Source organism: Amycolatopsis alkalitolerans, from assembly GCF_006152065.1.
GTDB lineage: Bacteria > Actinomycetota > Actinomycetes > Mycobacteriales > Pseudonocardiaceae > Amycolatopsis_E > Amycolatopsis_E alkalitolerans.
Window position 1 is genome coordinate 1 of record NZ_VDFW01000059.1, and the last position, 14451, is coordinate 14451.

19 protein-coding genes are annotated in these 14451 nt (G+C 70.4%); 13 read left to right on the forward strand and 6 right to left on the reverse strand.

Annotated features, from left to right (window positions below; genetic code table 11):
* Positions 1-333 precede the first annotated feature (333 nt).
* Together FG385_RS33270 and pepE are read right to left on the reverse strand one after the other, a co-directional pair.
* The gene (locus tag FG385_RS33270; RefSeq protein ID WP_139100791.1) at positions 334-1443 is read right to left on the reverse strand and encodes a DUF1015 family protein; all 1110 of its coding nucleotides are present in this window, start codon (positions 1441-1443) and stop codon (positions 334-336) included.
* The gene (pepE, locus tag FG385_RS33275) at positions 1440-2156 is read right to left on the reverse strand and encodes a dipeptidase PepE (RefSeq protein WP_139100792.1); all 717 of its coding nucleotides are present in this window, start codon (positions 2154-2156) and stop codon (positions 1440-1442) included. Before pepE ends, FG385_RS33270 begins: the two co-directional genes overlap by 4 nt.
* Positions 2157-2226: 70 nt before the next feature.
* Between pepE and FG385_RS33280 the strand changes: the two genes are divergently transcribed.
* Complete coding sequence (locus tag FG385_RS33280) at positions 2227-2646, forward strand: TIGR03667 family PPOX class F420-dependent oxidoreductase (RefSeq protein ID WP_139100793.1); 420 nt, start codon at positions 2227-2229, stop codon at positions 2644-2646.
* Between the two features lie 6 nt (positions 2647-2652).
* Here the strand turns inward: FG385_RS33280 and FG385_RS33285 are convergent, their stop codons facing one another.
* A complete protein-coding gene (locus FG385_RS33285) occupies positions 2653-2937 on the reverse strand; it encodes a helix-turn-helix domain-containing protein (protein WP_139100794.1) in 285 nt (94 codons plus the stop codon).
* A 66-nt stretch (positions 2938-3003) separates the two neighbouring features.
* Between FG385_RS33285 and FG385_RS33290 the strand changes: the two genes are divergently transcribed.
* Entirely contained in the window at positions 3004-3273 is a 270-nt protein-coding gene (locus FG385_RS33290; protein WP_139100795.1) for a GntR family transcriptional regulator, read from the forward strand.
* On the opposite strand, the gene FG385_RS33295 is transcribed toward FG385_RS33290, so the two are convergent.
* Entirely contained in the window at positions 3270-4310 is a 1041-nt protein-coding gene (locus FG385_RS33295; protein WP_139100796.1) for a J domain-containing protein, read from the reverse strand. The two genes, FG385_RS33290 and FG385_RS33295, sit on opposite strands and share 4 nt — an antisense overlap.
* 143 nt (positions 4311-4453) lie before the next feature.
* Here FG385_RS33295 and FG385_RS33300 point away from each other — a divergent pair, with 143 nt between their 5' ends.
* Positions 4454-5056, forward strand: coding sequence for a hypothetical protein (locus FG385_RS33300; RefSeq protein ID WP_139100797.1), 603 nt, complete (start codon positions 4454-4456; stop codon positions 5054-5056).
* On the opposite strand, the gene FG385_RS33305 is transcribed toward FG385_RS33300, so the two are convergent.
* Positions 5040-5432: a DUF2237 family protein gene (locus tag FG385_RS33305; RefSeq protein ID WP_139100798.1), complete on the reverse strand. Its 393-nt coding sequence runs from the start codon at positions 5430-5432 to the stop codon at positions 5040-5042. The two genes, FG385_RS33300 and FG385_RS33305, sit on opposite strands and share 17 nt — an antisense overlap.
* Positions 5433-5585: 153 nt before the next feature.
* Between FG385_RS33305 and FG385_RS33310 the strand changes: the two genes are divergently transcribed.
* The 6 genes from FG385_RS33310 to FG385_RS33335 are packed head-to-tail and all read left to right on the forward strand — an operon-like array spanning position 5586 to position 10343.
* Positions 5586-6689, forward strand: coding sequence for an NDMA-dependent alcohol dehydrogenase (locus FG385_RS33310; RefSeq protein WP_139100799.1), 1104 nt, complete (start codon positions 5586-5588; stop codon positions 6687-6689).
* A complete protein-coding gene (locus tag FG385_RS33315; protein WP_139100800.1) occupies positions 6682-7221 on the forward strand; it encodes a UGSC family (seleno)protein in 540 nt (179 codons plus the stop codon). The genes FG385_RS33310 and FG385_RS33315 overlap by 8 nt, the downstream gene beginning before the upstream one ends.
* Positions 7218-8255 carry a hypothetical protein gene (locus FG385_RS33320; RefSeq protein ID WP_139100801.1) on the forward strand — a complete coding sequence of 346 codons (1038 nt, stop codon included), beginning with the start codon at positions 7218-7220 and terminating at the stop codon, positions 8253-8255. The genes FG385_RS33315 and FG385_RS33320 overlap by 4 nt, the downstream gene beginning before the upstream one ends.
* Positions 8252-8488 carry a hypothetical protein gene (locus tag FG385_RS33325; RefSeq protein ID WP_139100802.1) on the forward strand — a complete coding sequence of 79 codons (237 nt, stop codon included), beginning with the start codon at positions 8252-8254 and terminating at the stop codon, positions 8486-8488. Before FG385_RS33320 ends, FG385_RS33325 begins: the two co-directional genes overlap by 4 nt.
* On the forward strand, positions 8485-9327 hold the full coding sequence (locus FG385_RS33330) for an SDR family NAD(P)-dependent oxidoreductase (protein WP_139100803.1): 843 nt from the start codon (positions 8485-8487) through the stop codon (positions 9325-9327). The genes FG385_RS33325 and FG385_RS33330 overlap by 4 nt, the downstream gene beginning before the upstream one ends.
* A 56-nt stretch (positions 9328-9383) precedes the next feature.
* Positions 9384-10343: a LysR family transcriptional regulator gene (locus tag FG385_RS33335; RefSeq protein ID WP_139100804.1), complete on the forward strand. Its 960-nt coding sequence runs from the start codon at positions 9384-9386 to the stop codon at positions 10341-10343.
* On the opposite strand, the gene FG385_RS33340 is transcribed toward FG385_RS33335, so the two are convergent.
* The gene (locus FG385_RS33340) at positions 10277-11458 is read right to left on the reverse strand and encodes a pyridoxal phosphate-dependent aminotransferase (RefSeq protein ID WP_139100805.1); all 1182 of its coding nucleotides are present in this window, start codon (positions 11456-11458) and stop codon (positions 10277-10279) included. The genes FG385_RS33335 and FG385_RS33340 overlap by 67 nt on opposite strands.
* Before the next feature lie 70 nt (positions 11459-11528).
* Between FG385_RS33340 and FG385_RS33345 the strand changes: the two genes are divergently transcribed.
* The 4 genes from FG385_RS33345 to FG385_RS33360 all read left to right on the forward strand — a co-directional run.
* On the forward strand, positions 11529-12398 hold the full coding sequence (locus FG385_RS33345; RefSeq protein WP_139100806.1) for a LysR family transcriptional regulator: 870 nt from the start codon (positions 11529-11531) through the stop codon (positions 12396-12398).
* A 57-nt stretch (positions 12399-12455) separates the two neighbouring features.
* Positions 12456-13433 (forward strand): sigma-70 family RNA polymerase sigma factor, encoded by a 978-nt coding sequence (locus tag FG385_RS33350; RefSeq protein WP_327436881.1) that lies wholly within the window; start codon positions 12456-12458, stop codon positions 13431-13433.
* Complete coding sequence (locus FG385_RS33355) at positions 13430-14023, forward strand: TIGR03086 family metal-binding protein (RefSeq protein WP_139100808.1); 594 nt, start codon at positions 13430-13432, stop codon at positions 14021-14023. The genes FG385_RS33350 and FG385_RS33355 overlap by 4 nt, the downstream gene beginning before the upstream one ends.
* A 32-nt stretch (positions 14024-14055) precedes the next feature.
* Positions 14056-14451 (forward strand): PIG-L deacetylase family protein (locus FG385_RS33360; protein WP_139096460.1); only part of this gene is annotated, 396 nt, incomplete at its 3' end.

Here is a 14451-nt window from a genome sequence, read left to right on the forward strand (position 1 = left end):
GGGGCACTGTCCTATATGGATTGCTTTGCCCGTGTCGTCCGAACCCAGACACCAATCGTTGGTGAGATCACCTCAGCGGCCTATTGTGCGCGTCGAAACACCATTCTTCGCTGGCTGGGGTCTGTTCTCGGGGAACTAGGCAGGCGAAACAAATGTCTCCGGGGGAGAAATCAATGCGAGGTGCCATGATTACCATCCGGGTTTGTCGGCTGCCAGCAGCATAAGGGCACCGGGGTCGGCGCCGAAGAGTCGTCACCGGAATGTAGCAAACTCCTGGTTCGCTCACTGAAACTGACCAACATCTGCAAATTGCAGAACGAATTTGCGCGCGGTTCAGAGCTGGGCGATCAGCAGGCCGCTCCGGGGTTTCGGCGTGAAGTAGGTGCTCTTGCGGGGCATCAGACGCCCTTGGTCGTGCACGGCCAGCACGTCCGCGAGCGGCACCGGCGCGAGCTGCAGGATCGCGTCGACGTCCGGGCCGGGATCGTGGCCTTCCGGGAGCACGCGCACGTGCGGGCCCTCCGGGTCGAGGCCGAGCGCGTCCGAGAGCAGCAGTTCCTCGACGATCCCGTGGTCGATCCGCGGCCGCGGGCCGGTGGGCTCGGGCAGTTCCACGACCAGTCCCGCCGGCACGGTGACCGTGCCCGGGACGCGCGGTGGCGCGGGGTCGCGCACTTCACGGACGGTGAGCCCGGCGCGGCGCCAGGCGGCGGCGAGTTCGGCCGTGGTCAGCCCGGTGCCCGCGATGGTCCGGTGAATCGCCCCGAGACGCAGGTGCGGCCCCGCGGTCACCAGCGCGAGCAGGCTCGAACCGGCGGCGGCCGAGGCCGCCACCCGGTGGTTGCCGTCCGCGACCAGCAGCGGCCGGCTTCGCACGGCGGCCAGCAGCTCGTCCTGCACCGGTCCGGGGCCGGCGAGCCACAGCCGGTGCGCGTCCGGGGTGGCCACGAGCGGTGGCCGGCCCGCGACGGCGCGCTGCGCCAGCGAGGTCAGCCGGGCGCCCGCACCGATCGGCATCAGCATCGCGGCGCTGGTCGCGCGGCCGAGACCGGCCAGCATGGCCGCCCGTTCGGCCACGATGCCGGGGTAGACCTGCTCGCTGTGCCGCACCTGGTCGTCGACCGCGGCCGGATCGATCAAGCACAGCACGCCGATCGTGCGCCCGGCCACCTCGTAGACCGCGACGACGTCGTGCACCCGCTGGTAGGCGGTCGAGAGCAGCTGGTCCAGCATGCGCCGGGCGCCGGGCAGCGCCTCGGAGAGCGTGCGGCCGTGGGCTTCCGGTGTGCGGTGGGGATGCTGCACGGCCAGCAGCGACGGTTCCCGGCTTCGCGCGAGTGCCGCGGTGACTTCGGCTGGTTCGGCGAACTCGTCGACGTCCGGGCCGGGCACCGCGCCGTCGACCACCCAGCCGGTCTCGAGGGCGCGCGCCCAGTCGGTCACCGGTAGCGGCCCACTGTTTCGAGCAGTCCGCTCAGATCGGCGCCGGGTTTGATCTCCTCGGGCTCGGCGCCCCGGCGGAACAACCGCGCGCCTGCCGTCGCGCCACCCAGCGCGAGCGACGAGTCTTCGCGGTGCAGCCAGGTGCCTTCCCGCATGCCGAGTACGGGCACGTCGTTCTCCTCGAGGAACTGCTCGATCCGTTCCTCGCGAGTCTCGCCCATATGCGTGTCGCCGTCGACCGGGTCGAGATAGTGCGGGTTGATCTGGAACGGCACGAGCCCGCTCGCCTCGAACGCCGGCGGCTGCACGATCGGCATGTCGTTGGTGGTCCGGATGGTCGGGCAGGCGACGTTCGTGCCCGCGCTCGATCCGATGTAGACGGTGCCGTGCGCGACCCGGTCCCGGATCGGGGCGAGCAGCTCACGCGCGTAGAGCTCGCGCAGCAGGCGGAAGGTGTTGCCGCCGCCGACGAACACCGCCTGCGCGGAGTTGAACAGCTTGATCGGGTCGTCCTCATGCGCGCCGGACACCTCGACGCCGTGCGCGGCGAGCGCTTCGGCGGCCCGCGCGGTGTAGCCGTCGTGATCGGCGAGCGCGAACGGCACGAACACCAGCCGCCGGACACCGGAGAGCACGTCGCCCAGCGCACCGGCGGCGTGTTCGAGGTACCGCCTGCCCGGGGCGGTCGAGTTGGACAGCAACAGCAGGCGCATCCGGCATACCTATCACGGGCGATCAGCCGAGGTCAGGGTGAGAGTGGCCACACGCCACTAAGCTGGGCACATGCTTCCTGATCTTGAAACGCCCTTCGGCGCGCGGGTGCGGGAACGGCTCGGGACCGAGCGGATCATCTGGTTCTCGACCGTCGGCGCCGACGGCACCCCGCAGCCGAACCCCGTCTGGTTCCTCTGGCACGAAGACAGTGTGCTGATCTACAACCTTCTCCACGCCAAACGGCTGGCGCATATCGAGGCGCGGCCGCGGGTGTCGCTGCATTTCAACAGCACCCAAGGCGGTGGCGACGTCGTCGTCTTCACGGGGACGGCCCGCCGGCTCGAAGGGCATCCGCGGCCGCATGAGATGCCCGAATACCTGGCCAAGTACGGCGAGGACATGAAGCGCGTCAGCGGTGACGAGCCCGCGTTCGGCGCGCGCTACCCGGTGGCGGTGCGGATCGGCATCGAGGGGGTGCGCGGCTTCTGAGACCCGTCACCGGTCGTCGAGCAGATCCGCCGGGTGGACGCCCAGCGCGTCGGCCATGCGGAACAGGCTGTCGAGCGTGATATTGCGCGGCGGCCGCTTGCGCGGATCCTCCCTGGACTTCGGCTGGTCCAGCCGGGAGCGTTCGAGTTCGGCGACGACCGAACGCGACACGCCGGCCCGGTCGGCGAGATCTTCCTGGCTGAGGTCCTGATCGCGCCGCGCCTTGCGGATCCTCGTCGCGAGCGCGCGCAGCCGCTCGTCGAACGCGTCGTCCGGCTCCTCTTCGCTCATCGGGTCAGCAGTTTAGTACTCGTGTCCCGCGCGACAGTTTGTTGTGTTTGTGATACTTTTTGTCCCATGGAACTGGATCACGACACCCCGGGTTATCTGTACGAGGCGCTGGCGAAGGCGCTCACCGCGCGCATCGAGTCCGGTGAGCTCGCGCCGAACACCCCGCTGCCCGCCGAGGTGCAGCTCGCGCGCGAGTACAACGTCTCGCTGGGCACCGCTCGCCACGCGACTCGCGTCCTGCGCGAGCGCGGGCTGGTCGTCACCGTCAAGTCGAAGGGCACGTACGTCGCGAAGCGGGAGCGCGAACCACCGATATGCCTGTGGAGCGTCGCCTAAACCACCTGGCCGCGCACCCGGCGCAGCATCTCCACGTCCACAATGGACGGCTGGGCGGCGAGCCAGCCGCCGATCTCCGTGACGAACTGTTCCGGGGTCATCGGTGGCGCGGGCAGGTCGAAATCCCCTTCGGTGGTGATCTGACCGGCGCGGCTGGGATACACGATCAGCGCGCCCCGGATCTCCGCACCCGGCAGCAGCTCCCGGTAGGCGTCGATCGCCTCCGGGAGCTGGGTCGCGCCGCCCCTGAACAGGCGGTCGTCGCGCCAGAGCGTGCCGTCCTCGTCGGCGCCGTAGTCGCCGGGCAGCCACGTCTTCGACTCGACGAGCACGAGGCGGCGCCCGGCGAGCACGGCGTGGTCGATATCGGCGAACACCGAACCCGGCCGGGCGAGCCCGTGGAAGATCCGCACGCTCGGCAGCCGGGTGAGGTACCGCTGGAGCAACTCGGCGGTCAGCCGTTCGCCCCACTGGTCGGCGTCGGCGCCAGGGCGGCCGAACACGCGCGTGCCGCCGAACTCCGCGGTGAACCGTCGGCGCGCCTGGTTCAGCGCCAGGTGCCGCCGCACGAGCCAGATCGCCACGGCCGTCGCCAGTAGCAGCCAGATCGTGAACAGCAGCCACCCGGCCATCAGCGGCAGCACCACGAGCAGGAGCCAGGCCAGCAGGATCGCGGCCGGCGCGTGCCCCGGCCGCTGCGGCGAAGCCGGGCAGGCGCACTCCTCGCCGCGGTGCCACCACGGCAGGCTCTCGGGATCGAGTCGTGGCATCGTCGCGACGAACGACGGGTCCTCGCCGAACTGGCGCGGCCGCCGCCACGTCCGTACCGGCAGGGGCGTGAGGCCGCGGTCGTAGTCGGCGCGCCGGTCCGGATCGCTCAGCGTCTCGTAGGCCTGCCGCAACTGGTGGAACTCGGCCGGCGAACCGCCCGCGTCGGGGTGGCTCGCGCGCGCCTTCGACCGGTACGCCGACTTGATCTCGGCCGTCGAGGCTGTCCTGTCCACCCCGAGCAGCTCGTAGTAGCCGGCTTCCTGCACCGCGCCACAATACAAGGGCGGTTTCGGTGGTAAGACTTACCAAGCCGACCTAAAGTAGGCCGATCCGACCAGCCGGCAGCCGACCTACGGTTGGCGATTGCCGTGACTGCCGGTCGGCTTGGTAACGATTGGCACAGTGCGCGATGACAGGCTCGCCGGCGGGAGATCTGGCGCGGAGACTCGGAATCCGCACCGGCCGGGTAATCGCGCCGGCCGGGCTCGTGATCATTTTCGCGGGCGCGCTGCTGTTCGTCCTGCCCCCGCACAGCACCATCGCGGCGCTGGTCGCGGGGTTCGCCGGGGTCGCGGCGTTCGGCCTCGGCATGGTGCGGTTCGCGGGCGGGGCATGGTGGGCCCTGATCATCGCCGTGGCCTCGAGCGGGCTGCTGTTCGCCGCGGTGACCGTCGCCGGCCGTGGGCTCGCTTTGCACACGTTCGGGCGAACGGAGCTGTGCCGGGTCGTGCATCGCGAGGAGGTCGACACGCATGCCCGGTACCAGCACTACGGGTTCGTGCACACGGTCGCCTGCCCCGTCGGCGGTACCTTCACGATCCGGACCGACTCGACGGACCGCCAGCCTGAAGGCGCGGTGGTCGGCGTCCTCGACGACCCAGGTGGGCTGCTGGAGCCCGACTTCGCGAGCCGGCAGAACCTCGCCGTCGAGACCATCGCGCTGCTCGGCTCGGTCGCGGTGGTCGTCGTGGCGGTCGAAGTGACCCGCCGCCGGGTCAGAGCAGCGAGCTAGGGTCCGCCGGCACGTCGGCCGCGTGCTCGCGCAACGCCTCCAGGTCCACGACCTCCAGCGCGAGTGCGTGCGTCGCGGCCAGCACGACCGGCGGCGCGACGCCCGCCTCGTACGCCTCCTGCCAGCGCGCGGCGACGACGCACCAGCGGTCACCGGCCTGCAGCCCGGGGAACTCGTACTCCGGGCGCGGGGTCACCAGGTCGTTGCCGACCCTGAGCTGGTGCTCGAGGAACTCCTTCGTGACGACCGCGCAGACGGTGTGGCTACCGAGATCGTCGGGGCCGGTGGTGCAGGTGCCGTCGCGGTAGAAACCGGTGACCGGCTCGGTGCCGCAGGGCTCGAGCTCTCCGCCCAGCACATTGCGATCGTTCGTCATAGTCAAAGCTTGACACCATCGGGCCTGTTTCGCTGCCACTCGTGGCGCCGCAAGGCAAATTCGACATCGCCGCGTTCCTCGTGAAAAGTGCGTTCTTGTCGCCTGGCGGAAACGTGCTGTCACCGCGGCTACCGGTGGCGGACGATCGAGAACATGCTGACGACCCAGGCTGCGGTGCTCAGGGAGGCCGGACCGGACAAGTGGTGGGCGATCGAGGAGGTCGCGCTCGACGAGCCGAAGGCCGGGGAGGTGCTCGTCCGGTTCGAGGCCTCGGGCCTGTGCCATTCCGACGACCATATCCGCGCTGGTGACACGCCCGCCCGCCTGCCGATGGTCGGCGGGCACGAGGGCGCGGGCGTCGTCGAGCGGGTCGGGCCCGGCGTCACGCGCGTGGCCGAGGGCGATCACATCGTGTGCTCGTTCATCCCGGTCTGCGGGAAATGCCGGTACTGCTCGACCGGCCGGCAGAACCTGTGCGACGCGGGCCTGAACGCCGGCACCGGGAAGCTGCCGGACGGCACGTTCCGGTTCCATTCGGGCGTCGAGGACCTCGGCGGCATGTGCGTGCTCGGCACGTTCTCCGAGTACGCGGTGCTCTCGGAGACCTCGTGCGTGCCGTATGAGCCGGACGTCGCGCCCGAGGTGGCCGCGCTCGTCGGCTGCGGGGTCACGACCGGCTGGGGGTCGGCGGTGTACGCGGCCGGCGTGCGGGCCGGGCAGACCGTGGTGATCTTCGGCATCGGCGGGGTCGGCATCAACGCCGTGCAGGGCGCCCAGTATGCCGGGGCGAAGAACGTGATCGCGATCGATCCGGTGCCGTTCAAGCTGGAGATGGCCGCGAAGCTCGGCGCGACGCACACGTTCACCGATCCCGCGCAGGCGCGCGAAGTCCTCGTCGAGGAGACCCGTGGGCAACTCGCCGATCACGTGATCCTCACCGTCGGCGTGATGACCAGCGAGGTCGTCCGCGCCGGTGCGGACATGGCCGGCAAGGACGGGCAGATCACCATCACCGGGGTCGGCAAGTACGACCTGCCCGGCGCGCTGATGACCCTGTACCAGCGGAAGTTCCACGGCGCGCTGTTCGGCGGCGCGAACCCGCTCTACGACATCCCGCGGTTGCTCGACCTCTACCGGGCCGGGCAGCTCAAGCTCGACGAGCTCATCACCCACCGGTACCGCCTCGGCGAGGTCAACGACGGGTACCGGGACATGCTGGCAGGCAAGAACATCCGAGGAGTGATCGGGCATGGTTGACGTGATCCTCGACCCGACCGGCGGGCAGCGTGCGGCGTCCGCCGGGACCGCGGTGCGCACTCGTGAACGGGCGCGGCTGGAAGGCGCGACGGTCGGGCTGCTGTCCAACACGAAGCAGAACGCCGCGCTGTTCCTCGACGAACTGGGCAAACTGCTCGTCGACCGGTACGGGGTGGCCGCGGTGAAGCCGATGGTGAAGAAGACGTTCGCGCTGCCGGTACCGGACGATCAGCTCGCGGAGCTCAAGGAAAGCTGTGACGCGGTGATCACCGGTGTCGGCGACTGCGGCTCGTGCAGCGCCTCCGCGGTCGCCGACGGGGTGGCGTTCGAGCGCAACGGCGTTCCGGCGGCGGTGATCTGCAGCGACGCCTTCGTCGTCACGGCCGACGCGATGGCCGAACTGCGTGACGCGAAGGGTTACCACTATGCGAAAACCGCCCATCCGGTCGCCATCCTCACTCCGGACGAGGTGCGCAAGCGGGCCGAAGAGGTCGTCGGCGAGGTCGTCTCGATCCTGACGGACGCGTCGTGAACGATCCGGCGGCCGCGCAGGAGGCCATCGAGTACTGCTACGAGCAGGACTGGACGGACGGGCTGCCGGTGGTTCCCGCGTCGCGGCCCCTGGTCGACAAGTTCCTCGCGCAGACCTCTCGCGCGCCCGAGGACGTGATCGGCCGGGTTGAGCAGGTCGGGCGGGACTGCACGGTCGAGTTGGCCGCGATCAACGCGGCGATGGCGGGCTGCAAACCCGAGTACTTCCCGGTGGTGCTGGCGGCGTTCGAAGCGGTGATGAACGACCGCGCCGCGCGCGGCGGTGGCTGGCAGAGCACGAGTGGGCCGGCACCGCTGATCGTCGTGAACGGGCCGGTGCGGCACGAGCTGGGTTTCAACAGCACCGGCGGGGTTTTCGGCCCGGGTTTCCGTCCTAACGCGACTGTCGCGCGGGCGATCGGGCTGATCGTGCGCAACGCCTTCGGGGTGCGGCCGCATGTGTTCGAGCAGGCGACGCAGGGACTTCCCGGAAGGTGGTCGATCTGCCTCGGGGAGAACGAGGAAGAGAGCCCCTGGGAACCGCTGTCCGTCGAATGTGGACTGAACGAGGGGACAAGCGCCGTTTCCGCGACGTTGCTGCGCACCTGCGAGTACATCGACAACCGGCATACGCAGGACCCTGAGCAGGTGCTCGCCGATATCGCGGACACGATGGCGCGGACCGGTGCGGTGATCTTCCGGGAGGCGCCGTGCGGGCTCGTGCTCGGGCCGGAACACGCGCAGATGCTGGCCAAGGAAGGGTTCTCGAAGGCGGACGTGAAGGCGTGGCTCGTCGAGCACGTCGGCCGCCGTCGCGGTGATCTGCGGCGGGTGGGGAAGAACGGGTTGAGCGAGAACGGTGTCCGGCACGCGGACGATTCGGCGACGGACGACGAGGTGTTCGACCGGTTCCTGTCGGATCCGGCCCAGATTCCGGTCGTCGTGGCCGGCGCGCGCAACGCGGCGATGTCCATGGTGGTACGGGTTTTCGGACTGTGGAGCGGGAAAGCCGTTCCGGTGGGAGGGAAGGCGTGATCGACCAGAACGGTCTGGAGGCGATGCGCACGACGCTCGCCGCGGACGGCTACGCGCTCGACGTGAACGAGGTGGGTGACCGGGTCGAGGTGCGGATCACGATCGCCGATCCCGATGCGTGCGAAGACTGCCTGGCGCCCGAGCCCATCATGCGCGGGATCCTGCACAAATCGCTCAAGGTGCCCGAGCAGGCGATCGACCTGACCTACCCGCCGGGGAGTGTCCACGAGTGAAGGTCGCGCTGGTCACCGGGTGCGGCAAGCGCGATGGCATGGGGCAGGCCATCGCGCGGACGCTCGCGGCGGAGAAGATCGCGGTTGTGGTGTCCGACCGGCTGCCTGGCGGGGTGCCGAACCAGCGGCAGGAACGGTTGGGGCGTAAGGACGAATGGACCGTCGAGTCGCTCGTCGCGGCGATCACGGCGGAGGGCGGCACGGCTTCGGCGGTCACCGGGGACATCGGTGCCGAAGAGGACGCCCGGCGGATGATCGACGAGGCCGTTTCCCGGCACGGGCGGCTGGACATCCTGGTTAACAACGCCGCCGCGCCGCAGGGGCCCGACCGGCAGGACATCGAGGACGTGCCGATCGACGTGTGGGACCAGGTGATCCGGATCAACCTGCGGGGCACGTACCTCATGTCGCGGTTCGCCGTGCCGGTGATGCGCGCGCAGCGGTGGGGGCGGATCGTGAACATCGCGTCGATGGCGGGCCTGTCGGCGGCGCCGGCGGCCGGGGCGTACTCGGCGTCGAAGGCCGGAGTGATCGGGCTGACGCGTTCGCTCGCGATGGACCTCGGGCCGTGGGGCGTGACGGTGAACGCGATCTGCCCCGGCCTGGTCGGCACGAGCAGGGCGGTGCTGAATCCGGATCCGGCGCTGGACGACCAGGAAGTGCTGGCGCAGCGGGGAAACGCGATTTCGGTGGGCCGGGTGGGAATGCCGGAGGACATCGCCGCGGCGGTGCGGTATCTGGCGTCGGAGGAGGCCGGTTACGTCACGGCGCAAACCCTGATCCTCGACGGCGGCGGCTTCAGCCGCTTCCCCTCCAAACGCCCGGCCCCTCCATCCTGAACGTCGAACTCGCCGTCGAGATAGAGGCCGACGTCCTCGCGTAGAGTCGGGTCGTCATGAAACGAGCCGTGGCGCATTTGGCGAATCTGGACCTCAACCTCCTGGTCATGCTGCGAGAGCTGATCCGGGAACGCAATGTCACGCGTGCGGCCGAGCGGGTCGGGGTCACCCAGCCGGCCGCGAGCGCCGCGCTCTCGCGCCTGCGCCGGCATTTCGGCGACGAGTTGCTGGTCCGGGGCAAGGGCGGCTACGTGCTCTCCCCGCTGGCGACGCAGTTGGCCGAGCAGGTCGAAGTCGTGTGCGCGGCCGCCGAGCGGTTGTTCGCCGCGGGGGAGAGCTTCGATCCGCGGGTGTCGCGCCGCGAGTTCACGCTGCTGGTGGCCGACTACACGATCGCCGTGCTGGGGGAGCATCTCGCGCGCCTGCTGGACGAGAAGGCCCCGCACGTCCGGCTGCACCTGCGGCTGGTCCGCGAGGCCATGGTCGCCGACGTCGAGGAGAACATCCGGCTGATGGACGGCATGATCGCCCCGCCGGTCGGCCGGTTCCGCATCCCCGGCCTGCAGTCGACCGAACTGTTCCGCGACCGCTGGGTGTGCATCGTCGCCGCGGAGAACCGGGAACTGGACACCGACACGCCCACTCTCGACGATCTCGCGCGCTTGTCGTGGGTCGCGCCGTACCAGGCCAACCAGGGATACCCGACGGCCGCGCCGCTCTCGCAGCAGCTCACCGCGTTCGGCATCCGGCCGAACGTCGCCGTGCGGGTCGAGAGCTACCAGGCGGTGCCGCATCTGGTCGCCGGCACCGACCGGATCGCGTTGCTGCAGGAGCGCCTCGCCTGCCAGGTCGCCGGACGGCTTGGCCTGCGCGTCCTTGAATGCCCCGGCAATCCCGAGCCGATCGTCGAAAGGTTCTGGTGGCACGGCAACTTCGACGACGACCCCGGTCACGTCTGGCTGCGCGGCGCACTCGCCGAAGCCGCTCGCAGGGCCGACGCCAGCCGCTCCAGTTGACCGGCGATCCAGGGCAGGGACGCCGGGTCCGGATGCCGCAGCGCGGTCCATCGCTGCTCGTCGTCGGCACCGTAGAGACGGCTCGTCGCCAGCCGCAGGTGCAGGCCAGGGTCGCCGAAGGCCGCGCCCGGCAGCGTCGCGATCCCGCGTTCCCGCAACAGGAAGCGCGCGAGGTCCACATCGGACGAGAAACGGGTGCGGCCGGTGAAGTCGGGGTAGAGGTAGAACGCGGCCTGCGGCGGTGGCGTACCGGCCACGGCCGCGACGGCCGTCCCGATTCGCTGGTGCAGCAACCGGCCCTGCTCGACATGCGCGCGCAGTTCGGCCGGTTCGGTCAATGCCCACGCGGCCGCGTGCTGTACCGGCATCGCGGGCGCGGACCAGATCTCGCTCCCGATCGACACCACGCGCTCACGCAGTTCCGGCGACGGCATCCGGGCGACGCCGAGCCGCCAGCCGCCCACGGCCAGGCTCTTACTCAAGCCCGTGGTCACCACCGTGCGCTCCGGGCACAGTTCCGCCGGGCTGCGGAACTGTCCGAAGTGGACGAGATCCCGGTAGATCTCGTCGGAGACGATCAGCAGGTCGTGCCGCTCCGCCACCTCGCAGAGCGCCTCGACCGCGGCCGGGGCGGCCAGCGTGCCCGTCGGATTGTCCGGCAGGGTCACCACGACCGTGCGCAGGTTCCGCGCGCGGGCCAGTTCATCGAGTCGCGCGGGATCGGGAACGCCGCCTTGACCAGGGACGAAGCAGACGTCACGGCCGGCGAGCGCCGCCTGGGCCGAGTAGCTCACCCAGCTCGGCCGCGGGAGCGCGACCGTGCCCTCGCCGGCCAGCAAGATCGCGTAGAGCAGCGCCTTACTGCCCGGACCGGCCACGACCGAACCGGGGTCGGTGGGCAGCCGCCGCCGGATCCAGTAGCCGGCGGCGGCCTCGCGGAGCGGTTCGATTCCCGCGGCCGGACCGTATCCGGCTTCACCGGCAGCCATCGTCGCCGCCAGCGAAGGGTGCACGGGCAAACCCGCCTCGCCGAAACCCAATGGCACCGTGGGCAGCCCGAGTCGTTGCCGCCGGAGGGTTTCCTCATTGATCGCGAGTGTCGCCGAAGTCGCCATGGCTCCAGCCTGCGGCCGGAAGTGCATCAGGTAAAGCGCGAAAGGCCGATGCTATGAGTAAGAATGTCTTATGCTCGATGTGCGCCGCCTTCGCCTGTTGCACGAGTTCGCCGCGCGCGGCAGCATCGCCGCGACGGCCGCCGCCCTCGGCTACACGCCGTCCGCGGTTTCGCAGCAGCTCACCACCCTGGAGGCGGAGGCCGGGGTCGCGCTGCTCGAACGGTCGGCTCGCCGCGCAAGCCTCACCGACGCCGGTCAAACGCTCGCGGCGCACGCACGGGTCGTGCTCGACGCGATCGAGGCGGCGGAAGCCGATCTGGCCGTGGGCGGCGAGCCGGCGGGTTCGCTCGTGGTCGGCATGATCCCGACGGCCTCCCCGCTGTTCGCGCCCGCGCTGGCCGGGCTGCGCCGCCGGTATCCGGGCCTGGAGCTCGTGGTGCGGCAGATCGAGAGCGCGCGGGCCGAGGCCGCGTTGCGGCAGCGCGAGATCGACGTCGCGGTGATCGACCTATGGCGCGAGCGCGCGATGCCGGGGTTGACCAGCGTGCGGCTGCGCCGTGATCCGCTGGTTCTCGCGTTCCCAGCCGGGCATCCGGGCAGGCGAGTGGACGGTGAGGTGCTGTTGTGCGCGCCCGCCGACCAGCCCTCCCGGGCCGCGACCGACGAGCTGCTCGGTGCCGCGAAACCGGCCGCACGCTGGGAGTTCGAAGGGCTGCACACGATCGCCACGCTGGTGTCGCAGGGCATCGGGGTCGCGGTCCTGCCCGAGTCGGCACTGGCCGAGGTCGACCCAGCGACGGTCACGATGCGTCCCTTCCGGCCGGCCCGGCACCGGTGGATCGAAGCGGTCGTCCGGGTCTCCGCCCGCCGCCGCCCCGCCGTCGACGCGGTGCTGGAGATGCTCACCGAAAGTCATCGCCGGGGCGGCGATGAGTTTTGACGGTTCGTCCGGTCTGTACAGGCAGTGCGATAGGAGGCGATGCTGGTGACCATGACGATGACCGAAAGGCCGGCCGAGGAGGACTTCCTCCGCCAGGCCGATCCGTTCAGACGCGAGTTGCTCGCGCACTGTTACCGCATGCTCGGTTCGGTGCACGACGCCGAAGACCTGGTGCAGGAGACGTACCTGCGCGCCTGGAAGTCCTACGAAAAGTTCGAGGGCCGCTCGTCGTTGCGCACGTGGCTCTACCGCATCGCCACGCGAGTGTGCCTGACCGCGCTGGAGAGCCGCGGCAAGCGCCCGCTGCCCACGGGGCTCGGCGGGCCGGGTGCGCAGGCCGGGGACGAGCTGATCGAACAGCCCGAGGTGCCCTGGCTCGAACCGGTGCCGGACGCGCTCGTCGGCGCCGAGCAGGCCGACCCCGCCTCGATCGTGACCTCCCGCGAGACCGTCCGCCTCGCGCTGATCGCCGCGCTGCAGCATCTCCCGCCGCGCCAGCGTGCCGTGCTGATCCTGCGCGACGTCCTGCAGTGGCGCGCCGCCGAGGTCGCGAAGGTGCTGGGCACGACGACCACCGCGGTCAACAGCATCCTGCAGCGCGCCAAGGCCCAGCTGGCCGAGGCCACGCCGCACGAGGAGGACATGGTCGAGCCCAGCGCCGCCGAACAGCGCGAACTGCTGGATCGGTACGTGTCCGCGTTCGAGCGCAAGGACATCGCCGCGATCGTCGACCTGTTCACGAAGGACGCCGTCTGGGAGATGCCGCCGTTCATCGGTTGGTACCGGGGGCCGGAGAACATCGCGCGGCTCATCGATACCCAGTGCCCCGCCGAGGGGCCCGGCGACATGCGGCTCATCCCGACCTGGGCGAACGGCCAGCCCGCGTTCGGCCTCTACATGCGCGAAGGTGACGTCTACCGGCCGTTCAACCTGCCCGTGCTCACGCTGTCGAAGTCCGGTGTCACGCATGTGGCCGCCTTCTTCGACACCACGTTGTTCGCCAAGTTCGGGCTCCCCGAGGTCTTGTCTCGATGATCGACCAGGGCGCGGCGGCGCTGCTGGGCGGTGTCGGGCTGCTCGAACGCGCGGTCAACTACACGCTCGGCAGCCTGCACCTGGTCACTGCCGCACGGCTGCCGCGCCCCACCCCGTGCCAGGACTGGACCCTGCACGAACTCCTGGCGCATATGGACGATTCACTGCGCGCGCTGTCCGAAGCGGCCGACCTTGGGCAGGTCGGGCTCGACGTACCCGCACCCGGCCGGGGGGATCCGGTGACCGCGCTCAAGAACCGCGCCTGCCATCTGCTCGCCGCCTGGTGCGCGGCCGAAGCCCCGGGTGCGGTCGAGGTCGGTGACCGGACGCTGACGACGGGCATCCTGACCGGCGCGGGCGCGGTCGAGGTCGCCGTGCACGGCTGGGACGTCGCGCAGGCCTGCGGTGACCGGCGGCCCATCCCGGAGCCGCTCGCCGAGGAACTCCTGGAACTGGCGCCGTTTTTCGTGACCGGCGAGGACCGGCCCGTGCGGTTCGGCCCGCCGCGGCGGGTGTCGCCGCTGGCCGGTGCGAGCGACCGCCTGCTCGCCTTCGTTGGCCGGGATCCAGATCGTCAACCAAATTGTTGACAATCTCTGACCGGTGCTCCTAGGGTGCTGTTATGGGTTCGTTGCTGGTGGTCAGTGCGCATGCAGGTGATTTCGTGTGGCGTGCGGCGGGGGCGATCGCGCTGGCCACCGCTCGCGGGGACCGGGCGAAGGTGTTGTGCCTGACCTATGGGGAGCGGGGTGAGTCGGCCAAGGCGTGGCGGGCCGGGCACAGCCTGGAGCAGATCAAGGCGATCCGGCGGGAGGAGGCCACCAACGCGGCCGGGGCGCTCGGGGCGGAGATCGAGTTCCTCGACGCCGGGGACTATCCGCTGCTGGAAACACCGCAGCTGGTGGACCGGATCGTGCACGTGTACCGGGAGGTCAACCCGGCCGTCGTGCTCACCCACCCGCTGGCCGACCCCTACAACGGGGATCATCCGGCGGCGGCGCGGATGGCGTTGCAGGCC